The organism is Acidimicrobiales bacterium (assembly GCA_035536915.1).
Classification (GTDB): domain Bacteria; phylum Actinomycetota; class Acidimicrobiia; order Acidimicrobiales; family JAHWLA01; genus JAHWLA01.
In genome coordinates, this window is sequence record DATLNE010000047.1 from 104697 (window position 1) to 122000 (window position 17304).

Sequence of the window (17304 nt, forward strand, 5' to 3'; positions counted from 1 at the left end):
CCGAGGTGGCCGCGTCGAGGGGTCAACGGGGCGGGAACCCACTGGGGTTGCGCGTTGCCCGCGGGGGAGCGTCGTTAGGCTCGCCCGATGGACTGGCTCGACCGCATGGCGCAACGGACGCCCACTGTCCCGTTGGCCGACGACGAGACCGGCTGCACGTTGTGGCTGAAGCTGGAGTACACGCTGCCCAGCGGCTCGACCAAGGACCGGGTGGCCGCGGCCGTTTTGCGTGACGGGTTGGCACGTGGGGCCATCGGCGAGCAGACGACGGTGGTCGAAGCTTCGAGCGGGTCGACGTCGATCGCGCTGGCCATGGCCTGTGCCGTGCTCGGGCTGCGGTTCGTGGCGGTCATGCCCGACGCGGTGAGCAACGAACGGGTGCTGTTGATCCGCCGCTACGGCGCCGAGGTCGTGCTGGCCGACGGCATGCTCGGCGCCCTCGACCGCGCCGCCGGCATGGCCAAGGACGACCCCGCCGTGTTCCTGTGCCGGCAGTTCGAGAACCCGTTGAACGCCGAGGCCCATCGCCTGGGTACCGCCCCCGAGCTCATGTCCCAAGTCGACGGTCCGATCCACGGCTTCGTGGCCGGCGTCGGCACCGGCGGCACGTTGATGGGCGTCGGCGCCGCGCTGCGGGAGGCCGGACTCGACACCCGCATCGCCCAGGTGCTGCCCGGCCCCGGCGCGCCGTTCGCGGGCCAACCCGAGGTCTGCGGCGGCATCCCGGGGATCGTCGAAGGGTTCAGCAGCCTGCTCGACACCGAGAGCATCGGTGCCGACGACGACATCGAGGTAGCCGACGCCGACTCGGTGGCCACGGCGCGGGAACTGTGCGCCCGCGGCCTCGGCGTCGGCCCGTCGAGCGGGCTCAACGTGGCCGGTGCCCGGGCTATGGCCCGACGGCTGGGGCCGGGGCACAACGTCGCCACCGTCTTGTGCGACCGCGTGGAGCGGTACTTCTCGACCTCGCTGTTCGACGACCTGCGCGCCGACTGAAGTTGCGTAGGGATCGCGCTGGAAAACGGCGCGATTTCTACGCAACTTCGAGATTGGCGGGGCGCTGCCGCTACCGTGCCAGGGGTGGCACCTGACGACCTCAAGCAGCCGATCATCATGCTGGCCGACCGGGTGCTGGTGCAGATCCCGCAAACCGAAGGCGAGCGGCGGTCGCGTGCCGGCATCCTGATCCCCGCCACCGCCCAGGTGTCGAAGCGCCTGGCGTGGGCCGAGGTGGTGGCCGTGGGGCCGCATGTCCGCAACATCAAGACGGGGGACCGCGTGCTGTTCAATCCCGAAGACCGTTACGAGGTCGAGGTGCGAGGCGAGGAGTACCTCATCCTGCGCGAACGCGACATCCACGCGGTGGCCTCGGAACGCATCGAATCAGGCACGGGGCTCTACCTATGACAGCGATCAAGTACAACGAACAGGGGCTGGTCCCCGCCATCGCCCAGGACAAGGCCACCGGCCAGGTGCTCATGCTGGCGTGGATGAACGAGGCCACCCTGCAGGAGACCCTCGACACCGGCCGCATGGTCTATTGGAGCCGGTCGCGCCAGGAGCGCTGGGCCAAGGGCGACACCAGCGGCGACATCCAAAAGGTTGTCGAAGCCCGCTACGACTGCGACAGCGACGCCCTCCTCTTCCTCGTCGAGCAGGTGGGCGGCGGGGCCTGCCACACCGGCGAGTTCACGTGCTTCTACCGCGCCTTCGGTGACGAGCCCCAGTAGGGAGGAGTTCCGGGCGCTGGCGCGCGACCACACGGTGGTGCCCCTGTGGCGCCACGTGGTGGGCGACCTGACGACGCCCGTGTCCGCCTTCCTGCGCACGGTGGGCGACGAGCCCGGCTTCCTGCTGGAGTCGGTGGAGCGCGAACGCTGGAGCCGGTGGTCGTTCGTCGGCCGCCGCCCGGCGGTGACGTTCACGGCGCGGGGCAACCAGGTGACCGTCGATGCCACGGTCCACCCGTCGATCCCCCTCGACCGCGGCATCCTCGCCACCCTCGAAGGCGTGCTGGCCCGCTACCGGGCGCCGCAGTTGCCCGAGCTGCCGCCGCTGCACAGCGGCGTGGTCGGCTACCTCGGCTACGACGTGGTGCGCGAGGTGGAGCGGCTGCCCAACGTGCCGCCCGACGACCGCAACTACCCCGACGCCGTGCTGTCGGTGATCAGCGAGTTGGCGGCCTACGACCACTGGCAACAGCGGGTGGTGCTGGTGGCCAACGCCTGGATCCCCGACGACGCCACCGAGGCCGACCTCGACCGCGCCTACGACGAGGCCGCGGCCCGGCTCGACGGCTTGGCCCGCGACGGCGCCCGTCCGCTCGACGAGCCGGTGTTGGAGCCCCCCACCCGGGAGGAGGGGCTGGCCGACGTGCACCGCTGTACCTCGCCCGACGACTACGCCCGTGCCGTCGAAGCGGCCCGCGAGTACATCCTGGCGGGCGACATCTTCCAGGTGGTGCTGTCGCAGCGCTTCGACCTGCAACTCGACGCCTTGCCGTTCGACTTCTACCGGGCGCTGCGCCAGGTCAACCCGTCGCCCTACATGTACTTCATGCGCCATCCCGAGCTGTCGGTCATCGGCTCGTCGCCCGAGCCCATGGTGAAGCTGGTCGACGGCACGGTGATCTCCCGGCCCATCGCGGGCACCCGCCGCCGGGGTCGCACCGAGGAAGACGACCGTCGCATGGCGGCCGAGTTGCGCGAGCACCCCAAGGAGATCGCCGAGCACGTCATGCTCGTCGACCTGGCCCGCAACGACGTGGGCCGGGTGGTCGAGTTCGGCACCGAGCAGGTCGACGAGCTCATGACGCTGGAGCACTACAGCCACGTCATGCACATGACCTCGCAGGTGACAGGGCGGTTGCGCCAGGGCCTTGGCCCCATCGACGTCTTGCGGGCCACCCTCCCGGCGGGCACCGTCTCGGGTGCGCCCAAGGTGCGGGCCATGGAGATCATCGACGAGCTCGAACCGATGAAACGGGGGCCGTACGCGGGCGTCGTCGGCTACATCGACTTCTCCGGCAACGTCGACACCGCCATCGCCATCCGCACCATGTTCGTGCGCCCCGACGGCCTGGCCTCGGTGCAGGCGGGCGCCGGAATCGTGGTCGACAGCGACCCTGCGGCGGAAGACCTGGAGTGCCGCAACAAGGCCGCCGCGTTGCTCGCTGCCGTGCCCGCGGCCCGGCGCATGACCGCAGCGCGCCACAATCGTTGACCTGATGGGCGATTACGAGACGCTCCGGGACGGCACCGGCGCGGTGTGGCTGCCTCGCGACGTGCTGCGGGCCGTCGGACCCGACGCCGTGTCGTTCCTCCAGGGCCAGTTGAGCCAGGACGTGGCGGCGTTGCCGGTGGGGGGCTCGGCGTGGTCGTTCCTGTTGCAGCCCCAAGGCAAGGTCGACGCCCTGCTCCGGGTGACCCGCACGGCCGAAGACGAACTGGTCCTCGACGTCGAGGCCGGGCACGGCGAGGCCGTGCTGGCCCGGCTCAACCGGTTCAAGCTGCGGGTGAAGGCGGAGTTGGAGATGGTGGGCGACTGGCGCTGCCTGGCCGTGCGCGGCACCGAGCCCGAGGGTGCCGTGGTGGCGGTCCCCGCCTTCGGCACGGGCGGCGACCTCCTGGGGGTCGATATCGCCGTCCCCGACGGCGTGCCGCTGTGCGACCTCGGGGCCTACGAGCGCCTGCGCATCGAGCACGGCTGGCCCGCCATGGGCGCCGAGCTCACGGAGAAGACGATCCCTGCCGAGGCGGGCATCGTCGACCGCACCGTGAGCTTCACCAAGGGCTGTTACACCGGCCAGGAGCTGGTGGCCCGCATCGACTCGCGGGGCGGCAACGTGCCGCGTCGCCTGCGCGGCGTGGTCCTCCAAGGACCGGCTGAGCCGGGCGCCACCGTCGAGGTCGACGGCACCGAAGCCGGCGTGCTCACCAGCGTCGTGGGCACGGTGGCGTTGGCCTACGTCCGTCGCGATGTGGAGCCGCCTGTGGCGGCAACCGTGGCCGGCAGTCCCGCCGAGGTGCGACCGCTGCCCCTGGTGCCGTGAAGCGCGCTGCGTTGCTGCTGGCCGTCGCACTGGCGGGCTGCTCGACGGGCGGCGTCAAGCCCTTGCCTGCCCCGCCCACCACCAAGCCGCGACCGTCGACCACGGCGGTGCCCGACTACAGCGGCGTCATGCTCAAGGAGGTGCCGGGGCGTGTCACCAGCACCATCCCGCTCACGCCAGGGCGAGCCACCATCAACGGCGTGGTGGCTGCTCCCGACGGTGCCGTGCCCGGCGCCATCGTGCACTTCGAGCGGCTGGTCGACGACGGAGTTGCTTTCTTCGACTTGCCCACCGCGCCTGACGGCACATTTGCCTTGCCCAACATCAAGGGCGGCCGCTGGCGGGTCCGCGCTTTCCGGGCGCCCGACCTGGCCCTGGTGAAACCGGAGCTGTTCTTCCTGGAGGAGACAGAGACGAAGACGCTCACCTTGCGGGTTGAGCGCTACCAAGGCGTGAACGTGGGTTCCGCGCTGGCACCTGACCCGCCGGTGACGGGGGAGCCCGCCAACCTGCTCGTGCAGGTGACGCTGCAATCCGTCGACGCCAAGGGCATCGTGCGAGCGGTGCCGGTGCCGGGCGTGCGGGTCGAGCTGGTGGGGCAAGGCGACTGGCGCATCGACGGCAACGCCGTGCAGCTCACCGACTCGGCGGGGCGGGCGTTGTGGCGGGTGCGCTGCCAACGGGGCGGGCAGCAGCCGTTGTCGGTGTTCGTGGGCGACGACGGCACGTTCCCGTTGAAGCTGCCCGACTGCGTTGTCCCGCCCCCGACGACCACCTCGTCGTCGACCACGACCACCAAGCCGACCGGCACCACGCGGCCGACCTCGTCGACCAGCTCGTCGTCGCCCACCACCGAGCCGGAGGACTGACCGGCGCGGCCGGTAGGCTGCATCTCCCGTGTCGACCTACCTCGATCGCATCGTCGCCGCTCACCGCGAGGCTGCCGGGGCCGACACGCGCCCCTTGGAGCGACTGATCGACGAGGCCCGGGCCACCGGAGCCGACGTGCGGCCGTTCCGGGGCGCGCTGGCCGGCGAGGGCTTGTCGGTGGTGGCCGAGGTCAAGCGCCGTTCCCCGTCGAAGGGCGACCTGGCGGTCGACCTGGTGCCGTCGCTGCTGGCCAAGTCGTACGCCGAGGGCGGGGCGGCATGCCTGTCGGTGCTCACCGATGTCGACTTCTTCGGCGGCTCGCCGGCCGACTTGGGCGAAGCCCGCAGCGCTGTCGACCTGCCGGTGTTGCGCAAGGACTTCACCGTCTCCGAACGCGATGTCTGCGACGCCCGCCTCATGGGTGGCGACGCCGTGCTCCTGATCGTGGCCGCCCTCGACGACGCCGAACTGCGAGCGTTCTCCGAGCTGGCCGCCGAACTGCACCTGAGCGTCTTGGTGGAGACCCACGACGAGCGTGAGGTGGAGCGGGCCTTGGCCACCGGCGCCTCGATCGTGGGCGTGAACCAGCGCGACCTGGTCACCTTCGAGGTCGACACCGACCGCGCCGTGCGGGTGGCGAAGGCCATCCCCGACAGCGTGGTCAAGGTGGCCGAGTCGGGCATCCGCGACGGGGCCGACGCGGCGCGATTGCGCGATGCGGGCTACGACGCCGTGTTGGTGGGCGAGACGCTGGTGCGCAGCGACGACCCGGCCGCCGCCGTGCGGAGGTTGCAGTCGTGTTCGTGAAGGTCTGCGGCACGACCAGCGAAGAGGACGCCCTGTTGGCGGTGGCCATGGGGGCCGACGCCGTGGGCTTCGTCTTCGCCCCGTCCACGCGCCAGATCGCCCCGTCGGTGGCCGCCGACATCGTCAAGCGGCTGCCCCCTGAGGTGGTGACCGTGGGCGTGTTCCGCGACCACGCTCCCGAGCGGGTGGTGGAGATCGTCAATGCCGCCGGGTTGAAGGGCGCCCAGTTGCACGGGCGTGAGACCGCCGAGCAGTCGAAGTGGATCCGCCGCCGCGTGCCCATGGTCATCAAGGTGTTCGCAGCGGGAGACGCCGCCGTGCGCGACGCCCTCGACTACGGGGCCGACATCGTGATGCTCGATGCGCCGTCGCCCGGTTCGGGCCAGGTGTTCGACTGGCGGCTCGCCGAAGGCGTGCCCGACGGCTGCCGCCTGATGCTGGCGGGCGGCCTCACCCCCGACAACGTGGCCGAGGCCATCGTGCGCGTACACCCGTGGGGTGTCGACGCCGCGTCGGGGCTCGAGGCCTCGCCGGGGCACAAGGACCCCCGCAAGGTGCGGGCTTTCGTGGCCAATGCCAAGGCGGCCGAAGCGCCGGCCTACGAAGGCGCGGGCGACGGTCCCTACGACTGGCAGGAGGACTCGCTGTGACGCTCATGGGCACGCCTGCGGCCGACGGGCGCTTCGGCGAGTTCGGCGGGCGCTTCATGCCCGAGTCGCTGGTGCCCGCCTGCCTGGAGCTGGAGGCCGCCTTCACCGAGGCGTGGGCCGACGATGCCTTTCGCGACGAGTACGCCCGCCTCTTGCGCGACTACGGCGGCCGGCCGACGCCGGTTACCGAGTGCACGCGGTTGTCGGAACGCTTGGGCGTGCGGGTGCTGCTCAAGCGCGAGGACCTGACCCACACGGGGTCGCACACGATCAACAACGTCATCGGCCAAGCGCTGCTGACCAAGCGCATGGGCAAGACCCGCGTGGTGGCCGAGACCGGTGCGGGCCAGCACGGCGTGGCCACCGCCACCGCGTGCGCCATGTTCGGGCTCGAATGCGTCGTCTACATGGGTGAAGTCGACATCGAGCGCCAAGCCCTCAACGTCTTCCGCATGAACTTGCTGGGTGCCGAGGTACGGCCCGCGTCGTCGGGCAGCCGCACCTTGAAGGACGCCATCAACGAGGCGCTGCGCGACTGGGTGGCGACGGTGGAGACAACCCACTACTGCCTTGGTTCCGTCATGGGGCCGCACCCCTACCCGTGGATGGTGCGCGAGCTCCAGCGGGTGGTGGGGGAGGAGGCCCGCGAGCAGTGCCGGGCCGTGCTCGACGGCGCCGACCCCGACTACGTGGTGGCGTGCGTGGGCGGCGGGTCGAATGCCGCGGGCACCTTTGCCGGCTTCGTCGACACCAACGCCAAGCTCATCGGCGTGGAGCCCGAGGGCGGCGCCGCCATCGGCCACGGCGTGCCCGGCGTGGTGCACGGCTCCAAGTCGTTCCTGTTGCAGGACGAGCACGGCCAGGTCTTGGAGGCGCACTCGATCTCCGCGGGCCTCGACTACCCGGGCGTCGGCCCCGAGCATGCCCACCTGTCGTCGATCGGGCGGGCCCGCTACGTGGCCGCGGGCGACGCCGAAGTGCTCGACGCCTTGCAGTTGCTGGCCCGCACCGAAGGCATCATCCCCGCACTGGAATCGGCGCACGCGGTGGCCTGGGTCATCCGGGCCGCGGGCACCGACGAACTGCCCGCGGGCTCGACGGTCATGGTCACCCTGTCGGGCCGGGGCGACAAGGACGCCGAGCAGGTCATGAAGGTGCTGGACGCCCGCACATGAAGCTCGAAGCCCACCTGCGGGAGCGGCGTGACGCCGGGCGCAAGCTGTTGGTCCCCTACGTGACCGGCGGCCTCGGCGACCAGTGGACCGAGGTACTGCGGGCCATGGCCGACGCCGGTGCCGACGCCATCGAAGTAGGCATCCCCTTCTCCGACCCGGTCATGGACGGCCCCACCATCCAAGAGGCGTCGCAGCGGGCGCTGGAACTGGGCGCCACCCCGGCGGGCATCCTCGGTGAACTGCGGGGCGTCGACGTCGGCGTCCCCTTGGTGGCCATGACGTACTACAACATCGTCTTCCGTACCGGCCACCGGCGCTTCGCCCGTTCGCTGGCCGACAATGGCGTGTGCGGGGCGATCGTGCCCGACGTGGCGCTGGAGGAGCTCGACGACTGGGGCCGGGCGGCCGCCGACGCCTCCGTGGAAACGGTGCTGCTGGCCGCCCCGGTCACGCCCGACGACCGGCTGGCCGAGCTGTGCCGCCGCTCGCAGGGCTTCGTCTACGCGGTGTCGGTCATGGGCATCACCGGCGAGCGCCAGTCGGTGGCCCAGTCGGCCGGCGTGCTGGCCAAGCGCATGAAGGCGGTCACCGACAAGCCGGTGATCGTGGGCTTCGGCATCTCCACCCCGGATCAAGCGGTGGAAGCGGCGGCCGAAGCCGACGGGGTCGTGGTGGCGTCGGCGTTGATGCGGCTGCTGCTCGACGGCGCCGCCCCCGAGCAGATCGGCGACGCAGTGGCGGCCATGCGCCGAGCGCTCGACGCCGGGTGACCGCCGGCCGTTCTGAGGTTGTGTAGGAATCGCGCCGGAAAACGGCGCGATTCCTACGCAACTTCGGGGGGTTATTGCTTGGCGCGTTTGGCGGAGCGGCCGCGGGCGGTCTGGTCGAGCACGACCTTGCGGATGCGCACCGACGTGGGCGTGACCTCCACGCACTCGTCCTCGCGGATGAACTCCAGCGCCTGCTCAAGCGACAGCAGCTTGGGCGGGATCAGCCGCACCAACTCGTCGGCCGTGGACGACCGGATGTTGGTGAGCTTCTTCTCCTTGGTGGGGTTGACGTCCATGTCCTCGGACCTGGCGTTCTCACCCACGATCATGCCCTCGTAGACGTCGACGCCGGGGCTCACGAACAGGGCGCCGCGCTCCTGCAAGTTCATCAGCGCGTACATGGTGGTGACACCGGTGCGGTCGGCCACCAACGAGCCTGCGGCCCGGGTGCGCAGTTCGCCGTGCCACGGTTCGAAGCGGTCGAAGACGTGGTGCAGCATGCCGGTGCCCCGCGTCTCGGTGAGGAACTCGGTGCGGAAGCCGATCAACCCCCGGGCGGGCACCAGGTACTCCAACCGCACCCAGCCGGTGCCGTGGTTGACCATCTGCTCCATGCGTCCCTTGCGCAGGGCCAGCAACTGGGTGACCACGCCGAGGAAGTCCTCGGGCACGTCAATGGCCAAGCGCTCCATGGGCTCGTAGACCTTGCCGTCGATCAGCTTGGTGATGACCTGGGGCTTGCCCACCGTGAGCTCGAAGCCCTCACGGCGCATCATCTCCACCAGCACGGCCAACTGCAGCTCGCCGCGGCCCTGGACCTCCCACGTGTCGGGTCGCTCGGTCGGCAGCACCTTCAACGACACGTTGCCGATGAGCTCGGCGTCGAGCCGGGCCTTCAGCAGCCGGGCCGTCAGCTTGTTGCCGTCGCGACCCGCCAGCGGCGAGGTGTTGACGCCGATGGTCATGCCCAGCGAGGGCTCGTCGACGGCGATGACCGGGAGCGCCACCGGGTCGTCGGGATCGGCCAGCGTCTCGCCGATGGTGACGTCGGGCAGGCCCGCCACGGCGATGATCTCGCCCGGACCGGCTTCGGCGGCGTCGACCCGCTCCAGCGACTCGGTCACGTACATCTCGGTGACCTTGACCTTCTCGATGCGGCCGTCGACCCGGCACCACGCCACCTGCTGGCCCTTGCGGATGGTGCCGTGCATCACCCGGCAGATCGCCAGGCGGCCGACGTAGGGAGAGGCGTCGAGGTTGGTCACCAGCGCCTGCAAGGCGTGGCCCTCGTCGTATGTGGGCGCCGGGATGGCGGTGAACAGCGTCTGGAACAACGGCTCCAGGTCGGTGCCGACATCGGCGGGGTCGAGCGAGGCCCGGCCCGCCCTGGCGTTGCAGTAGACGATGGGGAAGTCGATCTGGTGCTCGTCGGCGCCCAGGTCGATGAACAGCTCGTAGACCTCGTCGACCACTTCCTTGATGCGGGCGTCGGGGCGGTCGACCTTGTTGACCACCAGGATCACCGGCAGCTTCGACTCCAACGCCTTGCGCAGCACGAAGCGGGTCTGGGGCAGCGGCCCCTCGGAGGCGTCGACCAGCAACAGCACGCCGTCGACCATCGTCAGCCCTCGTTCGACCTCGCCGCCGAAGTCGGCGTGGCCCGGGGTGTCGATGATGTTGATCTTCACGTCGCCGTGGCGCACGGCGGTGTTCTTGGCGAGGATGGTGATGCCCTTCTCGCGCTCGAGGTCCATGGAGTCGAGCACCCGCTCGTTGACGTCCTGGTTGGCGCGGAAAGCACCGGACTGCCAGAGCATGGCGTCCACCAGGGTGGTCTTTCCGTGGTCGACGTGGGCGACGATCGCCACGTTGCGCAGGTCGGCGCGCGAAGGCATACAGAACTTCCTTTGGAGGGGTCGTTCGGCAGAAGTGCGCGAACGGGACCAGTGTACCGGGTACCCTGGGAGTGCGAGCAGTCGCACGAGGCGACGTTCGCGGGCCCACCTCGGCTTCTTTCGGTTCGATCGGGTGTGAGGCAGGCCCACCCGAAACTGAACAGGAGCAACGTACGTGACCACCACCTTCGCCGCGCTCGGCGTCTCGCCCGAGCTTGTGGCGGCGTTGGCCGAACGGGGCATCAACGAACCGTTCGCCATCCAGACCCTCACCATCGCCGATGCCATCGACGGCCGTGATGTCTGCGGCAAGGCCCAGACGGGCTCGGGCAAGACCCTGGCCTTCGGCCTCCCCGTCCTCCAGCGCCTGCAGGACGCACCGCCCGCCAAGCCGGGCCGTCCCCATGCGCTGATCCTCGTCCCCACCCGCGAGCTGGCGGGCCAGGTGTACGAGGTCCTCGCACCTTTGGCCGAGGCTGCGGGCCTCAAGGTCGCCGCCCTCTACGGCGGCGCCAGCATGGACCGCCAGATCAAGGCCCTCAAGCGGGGCGCCGACATCGTGGTGGCCACCCCCGGCCGCCTCATCGACCTCGGCGATCGCAACGAGCTCAAGGTCGACAAGGTGCAGTGCCTCGTCCTCGACGAAGCCGACCGCATGGCCGACATGGGCTTCCTGCCCCAGGTCGAATGGGTGCTGCGGCGCATGACTCACGAGCACCAGACGCTGCTGTTCTCGGCCACCCTCGACGGCGAGATCGACTACCTGGTGAAGAACTACCTCACCAACCCGGTGCGCCACGAGCTCGAGTCGCCCAAGCAGACCGTCGAGCAGATGCAGCACCGGTTCCTCAAGGTGCACCAGATGGACAAGCCCAAGGTGGCTGCCGCCATCGCCCGCTCGCACTTCCGCACCTTGCTGTTCGTGCGCACCAAGCGCGGCGCCGACCGCCTGGTCACACAGCTCCAGCGTGAAGGCGTCAAGGCCGCCGCCATCCACGGCGACCTGCGCCAGACGCAGCGGGAGCGGGCATTGGCCGATTTCTCCGAGGGCAAGCTGCCCGCCCTGGTGGCCACCGACGTGGCCGCCCGCGGCATTCACGTCGACGACATCGACGTGGTCGTGCACTTCGACCCGCCCGAGGACCACAAGGCCTACCTGCATCGCTCGGGCCGCACCGCCCGCGCCGGCCAGGGAGGCGTGGTCGTCACCTTGACGCTGTGGAACCAGGAGATGGAGGTCGAGAAGCTGATGAAGCGGATCGGCGTCCGCCAGCCGATCGTCGAGGTCTTCTCGAACGACCGCAGGCTCAGTGACCTGGCGTCGTGGGACCCGGCGGCCGAGAGCGCTGTCGCTTAGCAGACGCCCGCACCAACAGCACCCAGCCGCCCGCGGCGATGGTGGCGAACGAGAACCACTGCATGGCGTATGTCAGGTGCGGCCCTTCGCTGAGGTCGGGCTCGGGCAGCGGTGCCGGGAAGCGGTCGGGGTCGTCGGGATCTTGCAGTTGGACGAAGCCGGGGTACAGGTCGTAGCCGAGCCTTCGTTCCAATTCGGCGACGGTGACGGCGCCGACGACCAGGCGTCCGTCCGGGCGTTGCTCGGGGCGGAAACGCCCCGCGCCTTCGCCCTCCAACAGGAGTCCGGTCACCGTCACCTCACCCGGCGGCACTGCCGTGTCGGGTCGCAGGGCGTCGCCCATGTCGAGCGGCAGCCAGCCACGATCGACGAGCACCGCCGTGCGCCCGTTGACCACCAGCGGGGTCAACGCCTCATAACCGGGCAGGCCGTCGCGGATGCGGAAGCGCACCAACGCTTCGGTGCCCGCGTCGAAGCGCCCTGTGACCCGCACCCGACGGAAGACGGCGTCGTCGGGCACGTTGTCGGGGGATGCCACCTGGTCGAGGGCCACCGTCGTCTCCGACCGGCGGCGGAACTGTTCGTTGAACGCCTTGCGCTCGTCGAGGCGGCCCAGTTGCCAGAAACCGAGGCCGGCCAGGCCCACCACCAACGCCAGCGCCACGACGTGGCCGACGAGCCAACGGGGGCGGAGGGCGAAGCGGTACATGCGAGCGGGCACGGTAGCCGGGGAGCCCGGTGCCGGCGCTCCTTCGTCACAAGCGTGCACAATTCGGACACCGCCGCCGGCACATGTCGGTGATTTTCGAGGGAGTCGGCGCCGTGTTGTCGAAGTACGCCACCGTGAACAGCAAGCCGGCGGACCGGGGGGAGTGGGCGTGAGCGCGCCGCGCCCCGTTTCGGCACCGGAGGCCATCGCCGGGCTCGAAGACCTGTTCGAGGCGCTGCCCGCGCTGGTGGCCTACCTCGAAGGCCCCGACCACGTGTTCCGCTTCGCCAACCAGCGGTATCTGGAGACCGTCGGCGGCCGGCCCACGCTGGGGCGCTCGGTCATCGAGTCGATCCCCGAAGCCGAAGGCCAAGGCTTCGTCGCCCTGCTCGACGAGGTGCGCGAAACCGGTCGCCCGTATGTGGGGCGCGAGGTGCGCGTGGCCCTCGAACGGGGGCCCTCGGGCGGGCCCGAGGAACGCTTCGTCGACTTCACCTACCAGCCGGTGCCCGGACCGTCCGGCGACGTGGTGGGCATCCTCGTGCACGCCGTCGACGTGACGGAGGCCGTCCAGGCTCGCGAGGCGTTGCAGCAAGCCGCCGACGAGATCCGGGCCCTGGAGATCGAGGCGCAGGAAGACCGCTTCCGCCAAGCCATCGACAACATGCTCGAGTCGGTGATGATGTGCTCGCCGGTGCGCGACGCAAGGGGACGCGTGGTCGACCTCCACATCGACTACGTCAACCGGGCGGTGGAGGAGATCGGCGGACGCCCCCCGGAAGAACTCAAGGGCCGGCTGATGTCGGGGGCGTGGCCCATGCTGGCCGAGAGCACGCTCTTCGAGCAGTACCTGCGCATCGCCGACACGGGCGAGCCTTTGGTGCTCGAACACCTGGAGTACGAAGACGTCATCGAGGGCACACGCCTGTGGGGCGTCTTCGACATCCGGGCCTCGCGCATCGCCGACCGATTGTTCTTGGTGTGGCGTGACGTCACCGAGCGAGCCGTGCGCGAGCGCGAGTTGCTGGAGCACCAAGAGGCGTTGGCCGAGGCACAGCGCATCGCCCATGTCGGCAGTTGGCGCTGGGACGCCGACGACGACACCGTCACATGGTCGGAGGAGTTCTACCGGATCTGCGGCTTCGGCCCCGAGGTGGGCCCGGAGCGCACGCGGTTCCTGTCGCTGTTGTCGCCCGAGGGCGTGGAGCTGGTGCAGGCAGCCTTCGACGAGGCGGCCTCGACCGGCACGGCCTTCCAGATCGAGCAGACGATCACCCGTCCCGACGGCGAGCAGCGCACGGTGGTGATCACCGGCGAGGCCAACAAGGGGCGTGACGGTTCGATCACGTCCACCCGCGGCACCGTGCAGGACGTCACCGACCAGCGGTTGGTGGAACGGGCGCTGCACCGCAGCGAGCAACGACTGCAGGAAGAGCACGAGACCGTGAAGATCCTGCAGGCCGCCATCATCCCCAAGGAGTTGCCGGAGTTGCCGGGCACGGCGCTGTCGGCCCACTACCTGGCGGCGTCGGAGAACGTCGGCGTGGGCGGCGACTGGTACGACGTGTTCCCGCTCGACGGCGGGTTGGTGTTGCTGACGGTGGGCGACGTGGCGGGCAAGGGCGTGCAGGCGGCCGAAGCGGTGGGGCAGCTGCGCAACAGCATGCGCATGTGCGCAGTGGTCGACCCTCGGCCCATGGCCGTCATCGCGGCGATGCACCGATTGGTGGCGCTGGGCTTCTCGGCCCCGTTCGCCACCGCGGTGGTGGCGATCTACGAGCCCGCCACCGGCAGGCTGGAGTGGGCCAGTGCCGGGCATCCGCCGCTCATCCACCGGCGGGCGTCGGGCGAGGCGGCGCTGCCGGGGCCGTTGCCGACGCACCCGCCGTTGGGGGTGTCGGACCTCCAGCTGCACGAGCCGTACTCGGTGACGCTGGCTGCAGGCGATTCGGTGGTCCTGTTCACCGACGGGTTGGTCGAACGCCGCGACGAGCCGCTGTCCCAGGGACTCGACCGGTTGGTGGCCACAGTGGGGGGCGAGGCCACCACGGCCGACGCCATCAGCCAGGCGTTGCTCGACGCCAACCTTGACCCGGCGGGCCGCCAGGACGACGTCTGCCTTTTTGTGCTCAGCCGCGAGTAGAGCTCGCCGCGCTCGGGTACGTGGCTTGCGATCCGATGTCGTGAAGCGCGATGTCGGTGGAGCGAAGCGACCTGCTGACGGCGGTGATCGGGAGGGCGGCAGCGAGTGCGGCCGGCCTCCCGACCACAGCGCTCACGCCGTCCGCATCTCGAACCAGGTGACCTTCCCGGTCCCGGTGCCGGACCTCGTGGCGTCGCTGCCCCACGCCGACGCCAGTGCCTCCACGATGTCGAGCCCCCGTCCGCTGAGGGTGTCGGCGGTGACAGGCCGCCGCCGACGCACCGTGCCGTCGCCCGCGTCGCAGACCGAGATGCGCACGCCCGGGCCGTCGACGGCCACCACGAGCTCGATGGGCGGGCGGCCGTGGAGCACGGCGTTGGTCACCAACTCGGAGGTGCACAGCATCAACGAGTCGAGGTCGACGGCCAGGCCCTTGCACGCGGTGCGGACGGCCTCGCGAGCGAGGCCTGCACTGGTCGGGTCGGCGGGGAGTTCGATCCTCATCGGCGGTGTGGTCAGTCGAAGCGCAGCACGTACGCCAGTCCCCACGGGGGGTCGTCGGGGTCGGCGTCACCGTAATGGGCGGCGGGGGAGAAATCGTGGTCCGGGGCTCGCACGAACCCTGCCCGTTCGTAGATGCGCCGGGCCGCCGTCATGACCGGAGCGGTGTGGAGGCCGACGAAGGCGGCGCCGAGGGCACGGGCACGGTCGACGCAGGTCTCGGTGAGCCGCCTGCCGAGCTGTCGGCCTGCGTGGTTCGGCGCCACGGCGAGGAACCGAATCACCGCGCCGTTCGGCGGCCACGGGTGGCCGTCGTGGCCGGCGTCGGTGACCAGGCTGACGGTGCCGACGACCTCGCCGTCGAGGTCGGCGACGTAGGTCTCGGCACCTGACAGCCGTCCGGCGATGCGCACGATCTCGTCGCGGTAGCCCGCGGCGATGGTGGGCGGAAAGGCGGCGAGGTTCTCGGCGTTGGCGTGCACGACCAGCGCGGCCACGTCGTCGGCCTCCTCGACACGCATCAACCTGATGTCGGCGGACTGCACGCGCCTATCGTCTCCGTGTGGCCGGAAGCGTGCGCATCGACGACGTGCCGGTGCGGCTGTTCCTGGAATCGCAGGACCACCAGGACGACCTCATCCGCGAGCTCAAGCTCATCGAGATCAGCGACCACTCCGACGGGTCCACCGCAGAGGTCTCGCATCGGCTGGCGCGGCTCATCGGCGACATCCTCTCGCGGTACCAGCCGGTCCGCCGCATCACCCGCGAGCAGGCCATGGCCGCCCTCGACCGGGGCGACGACGTCGTCTCGCTCGACGTGCCGGTGTTCCCTGGCATGGCCGACGCGCTGCGGGAGTGGCTGCGGTTGCTGGAGGAGGCCGACGCCGTGTGCGGGCACGGGGAGCTGCTGTTGTTGGCCACGCGGCCGGAGGTGCGCGACCTGCGGCGGCGGTACGTGGCGGAGTTGGTGAAGCGACTGGAGGCGTAGGGTCGGGGCGTGCAGAAGATCATCCCGTCCTTGTGGTTCGACGGCCAGGCAGAAGAGGCCGCCGAGTTGTACGTCTCGTTGTTCCCCAACTCCCGGGTCAACGACGTGGTCAGGTACGGGCCGGACTCTCCGGGACCGGAGGGCACGGTGATGACTGTGAGCTTCGAGCTCGACGGCCAGCAGTTCCTCGGCATCAACGGCGGGCCGCAATTCCCGTTCACCGAGGCAGTGTCGTTCCAGATCGCCTGCGCCGACCAGGACGAGGTCGACCACTACTGGGACGCGCTGGTCGAGGGCGGTGAGGTGAGCACATGCGGCTGGCTCAAGGACCGCTTCGGCCTGTCGTGGCAGGTGATCCCCACCCGCTTGCACGAGCTGCTCGGTGACCCCGACCCCGATCGCTCGTATCGGGCCACGCAGGCCATGTTGCAGATGAAGAAGATCGACATCGCCGCGCTGGAGGCCGCCGCCGCGGGCTGAGGCGTGCCGTTCCCGACGCAATACTTCTGACCCGCCACGAAACGGCGGCCGCTTAGCGTGGGTGCATGGAGCCCAACGTTGTTCTCCACACCGCCGCTCGGCGCTATCTGATCGATCGTCGTCGCGATTGGATCGAGGCGTACGAGCGACTTCCAAACCAGGGCCGGGCAGAGGATGGCTACCACTACAGGGAGGATGCCAAGGACGTCTTCCCTCGATACAACGTGCTCGACGCGATCCGAGTCGAAGTCGAGCGATTGGATCCCGAGGAGTTGCCTCCTGTCCAACAGCTCGTCGATGCGCTGGTCCACGCCGGTTACAACGCGGACGACCTGTTCACCACAGGGGAGGCCGGCGATGTAGAGGGGCGCGCCATCGATGACGAGCGCGCCCGCTTCGTCGAGTGGGTCAAGCAGATCACCCTCCGGCTCCCCGATTCGGTGCTGCCGCTCGCGTACCGCCGGACGCTCACGTCGGAGGAAAGCCTGCGTTGGCGGACCGAGGTCGAGCGTCGATGGCCGATCGAGCACGGCGGCTGGTGGGAACCGATCAACTCCAAGGCGCGAGACGAAGCGCTGGCCCTGGACGGGGATGCGTTCTGTGCCGGTGATGAGGACGGCCCAGCCACGCTTGCCGTTCGGAGAGCTCTTGGAGAACTGGGCGTGCGGCGCGCCGTCGAACTCCGTGAGTACGGGCCGGACTTCGAGGTCGCCGTCGACGACCTCTCGCCCGTCTATAACGGCGCGGAGGGCATCTTCACGTCTGACGGCGCAAGGTGGCTCCTCTTCGCGTCACACGAGGGCGCCACCGCGGTCGGGGGCACTCTCGTCGAACCCTTGAAGCGAGTGTGGCCGTCGTGGGCGGACGCGCTCTGGACGGGATGGGACTGATCGGAGCGATCCGTGCTC

General features: G+C 70.1%; 19 protein-coding genes. 15 read left to right on the forward strand and 4 right to left on the reverse strand.

The features are described from left to right. Positions 1–87: 87 nt before the first annotated feature. The 10 genes from VM938_14790 to trpA all read left to right on the forward strand — a co-directional run bounded on the left by VM938_14790 (position 88) and on the right by trpA (position 8323). Positions 88–996, forward strand: a complete 909-nt coding sequence (locus VM938_14790) for a cysteine synthase family protein (protein ID HVF76300.1) — start codon at positions 88–90, stop codon at positions 994–996. 84 nt (positions 997–1080) lie between these two features. Further along, positions 1081–1407, forward strand: a complete 327-nt coding sequence (locus VM938_14795; protein ID HVF76301.1) for a co-chaperone GroES — start codon at positions 1081–1083, stop codon at positions 1405–1407. Further along, on the forward strand, positions 1404–1730 hold the full coding sequence (gene hisI / locus VM938_14800; GenBank protein ID HVF76302.1) for a phosphoribosyl-AMP cyclohydrolase: 327 nt from the start codon (positions 1404–1406) through the stop codon (positions 1728–1730). Before VM938_14795 ends, hisI begins: the two co-directional genes overlap by 4 nt. Continuing rightward, positions 1714–3222, forward strand: a complete 1509-nt coding sequence (trpE, locus tag VM938_14805) for an anthranilate synthase component I (protein ID HVF76303.1) — start codon at positions 1714–1716, stop codon at positions 3220–3222. Before hisI ends, trpE begins: the two co-directional genes overlap by 17 nt. Positions 3223–3226: 4 nt before the next feature. Continuing rightward, positions 3227–4051, forward strand: a complete 825-nt coding sequence (locus tag VM938_14810) for a hypothetical protein (protein HVF76304.1) — start codon at positions 3227–3229, stop codon at positions 4049–4051. After that, on the forward strand, positions 4048–4920 hold the full coding sequence (locus tag VM938_14815) for a hypothetical protein (protein ID HVF76305.1): 873 nt from the start codon (positions 4048–4050) through the stop codon (positions 4918–4920). The genes VM938_14810 and VM938_14815 overlap by 4 nt, the downstream gene beginning before the upstream one ends. 28 nt (positions 4921–4948) lie before the next feature. Then, complete coding sequence (trpC, locus tag VM938_14820) at positions 4949–5728, forward strand: indole-3-glycerol phosphate synthase TrpC (GenBank protein HVF76306.1); 780 nt, start codon at positions 4949–4951, stop codon at positions 5726–5728. Then, the gene (locus VM938_14825) at positions 5719–6378 is read left to right on the forward strand and encodes a phosphoribosylanthranilate isomerase (GenBank protein ID HVF76307.1); all 660 of its coding nucleotides are present in this window, start codon (positions 5719–5721) and stop codon (positions 6376–6378) included. The genes trpC and VM938_14825 overlap by 10 nt, the downstream gene beginning before the upstream one ends. Positions 6379–6383: 5 nt before the next feature. Next, positions 6384–7553 (forward strand): tryptophan synthase subunit beta, encoded by a 1170-nt coding sequence (gene trpB / locus VM938_14830; GenBank protein ID HVF76308.1) that lies wholly within the window; start codon positions 6384–6386, stop codon positions 7551–7553. After that, positions 7550–8323 carry a tryptophan synthase subunit alpha gene (gene trpA, locus VM938_14835; protein HVF76309.1) on the forward strand — a complete coding sequence of 258 codons (774 nt, stop codon included), beginning with the start codon at positions 7550–7552 and terminating at the stop codon, positions 8321–8323. The genes trpB and trpA overlap by 4 nt, the downstream gene beginning before the upstream one ends. Positions 8324–8394: 71 nt before the next feature. On the opposite strand, the gene typA is transcribed toward trpA, so the two are convergent. Then, positions 8395–10218: a translational GTPase TypA gene (gene typA / locus VM938_14840; GenBank protein ID HVF76310.1), complete on the reverse strand. Its 1824-nt coding sequence runs from the start codon at positions 10216–10218 to the stop codon at positions 8395–8397. 175 nt (positions 10219–10393) lie between these two features. Between typA and VM938_14845 the strand changes: the two genes are divergently transcribed. Then, entirely contained in the window at positions 10394–11575 is a 1182-nt protein-coding gene (locus VM938_14845; GenBank protein HVF76311.1) for a DEAD/DEAH box helicase, read from the forward strand. Here VM938_14845 and VM938_14850 read toward each other — a convergent pair. Further along, positions 11526–12284 (reverse strand): SURF1 family protein, encoded by a 759-nt coding sequence (locus VM938_14850; protein HVF76312.1) that lies wholly within the window; start codon positions 12282–12284, stop codon positions 11526–11528. The two genes, VM938_14845 and VM938_14850, sit on opposite strands and share 50 nt — an antisense overlap. 169 nt (positions 12285–12453) lie before the next feature. Here VM938_14850 and VM938_14855 point away from each other — a divergent pair, with 169 nt between their 5' ends. Next, a complete protein-coding gene (locus VM938_14855; protein HVF76313.1) occupies positions 12454–14427 on the forward strand; it encodes a SpoIIE family protein phosphatase in 1974 nt (657 codons plus the stop codon). A 132-nt stretch (positions 14428–14559) separates the two neighbouring features. Here VM938_14855 and VM938_14860 read toward each other — a convergent pair whose 3' ends face one another. Together VM938_14860 and VM938_14865 are read right to left on the reverse strand one after the other, a co-directional pair. Then, the gene (locus tag VM938_14860) at positions 14560–14931 is read right to left on the reverse strand and encodes an ATP-binding protein (GenBank protein ID HVF76314.1); all 372 of its coding nucleotides are present in this window, start codon (positions 14929–14931) and stop codon (positions 14560–14562) included. Between the two features lie 11 nt (positions 14932–14942). Further along, a complete protein-coding gene (locus VM938_14865; GenBank protein ID HVF76315.1) occupies positions 14943–15449 on the reverse strand; it encodes a GNAT family N-acetyltransferase in 507 nt (168 codons plus the stop codon). Positions 15450–15490: 41 nt separating this feature from the next. Here VM938_14865 and VM938_14870 point away from each other — a divergent pair, with 41 nt between their 5' ends. The 3 genes from VM938_14870 to VM938_14880 all read left to right on the forward strand — a co-directional run bounded on the left by VM938_14870 (position 15491) and on the right by VM938_14880 (position 17286). Next, complete coding sequence (locus VM938_14870) at positions 15491–15916, forward strand: hypothetical protein (protein ID HVF76316.1); 426 nt, start codon at positions 15491–15493, stop codon at positions 15914–15916. Between the two features lie 9 nt (positions 15917–15925). After that, positions 15926–16396 carry a VOC family protein gene (locus tag VM938_14875; protein HVF76317.1) on the forward strand — a complete coding sequence of 157 codons (471 nt, stop codon included), beginning with the start codon at positions 15926–15928 and terminating at the stop codon, positions 16394–16396. A gap of 65 nt (positions 16397–16461) precedes the next feature. Continuing rightward, on the forward strand, positions 16462–17286 hold the full coding sequence (locus VM938_14880; protein HVF76318.1) for a hypothetical protein: 825 nt from the start codon (positions 16462–16464) through the stop codon (positions 17284–17286). Positions 17287–17304 lie beyond the last annotated feature (18 nt).

Excerpts from the sequence above, each read along its gene's own strand:
- VM938_14790 (HVF76300.1), top strand. The coding sequence starts at position 88 with ATGGACTGGCTCGACCGCATGGCGCAACGGACGCCCACTGTCCCGTTG.
- hisI (HVF76302.1), top strand. The coding sequence starts at position 1,404 with ATGACAGCGATCAAGTACAACGAACAGGGGCTGGTCCCCGCCATCGCC.
- VM938_14810 (HVF76304.1), top strand. The coding sequence starts at position 3,227 with ATGGGCGATTACGAGACGCTCCGGGACGGCACCGGCGCGGTGTGGCTG.
- trpB (HVF76308.1), top strand. The coding sequence starts at position 6,384 with ATGGGCACGCCTGCGGCCGACGGGCGCTTCGGCGAGTTCGGCGGGCGC.
- trpA (HVF76309.1), top strand. The coding sequence starts at position 7,550 with ATGAAGCTCGAAGCCCACCTGCGGGAGCGGCGTGACGCCGGGCGCAAG.
- typA (HVF76310.1), bottom strand. The coding sequence starts at position 10,218 with ATGCCTTCGCGCGCCGACCTGCGCAACGTGGCGATCGTCGCCCACGTC.
- VM938_14850 (HVF76312.1), bottom strand. The coding sequence starts at position 12,284 with ATGTACCGCTTCGCCCTCCGCCCCCGTTGGCTCGTCGGCCACGTCGTG.
- VM938_14860 (HVF76314.1), bottom strand. The coding sequence starts at position 14,931 with ATGAGGATCGAACTCCCCGCCGACCCGACCAGTGCAGGCCTCGCTCGC.
- VM938_14865 (HVF76315.1), bottom strand. The coding sequence starts at position 15,449 with ATGCGTGTCGAGGAGGCCGACGACGTGGCCGCGCTGGTCGTGCACGCC.
- VM938_14880 (HVF76318.1), top strand. The coding sequence starts at position 16,462 with ATGGAGCCCAACGTTGTTCTCCACACCGCCGCTCGGCGCTATCTGATC.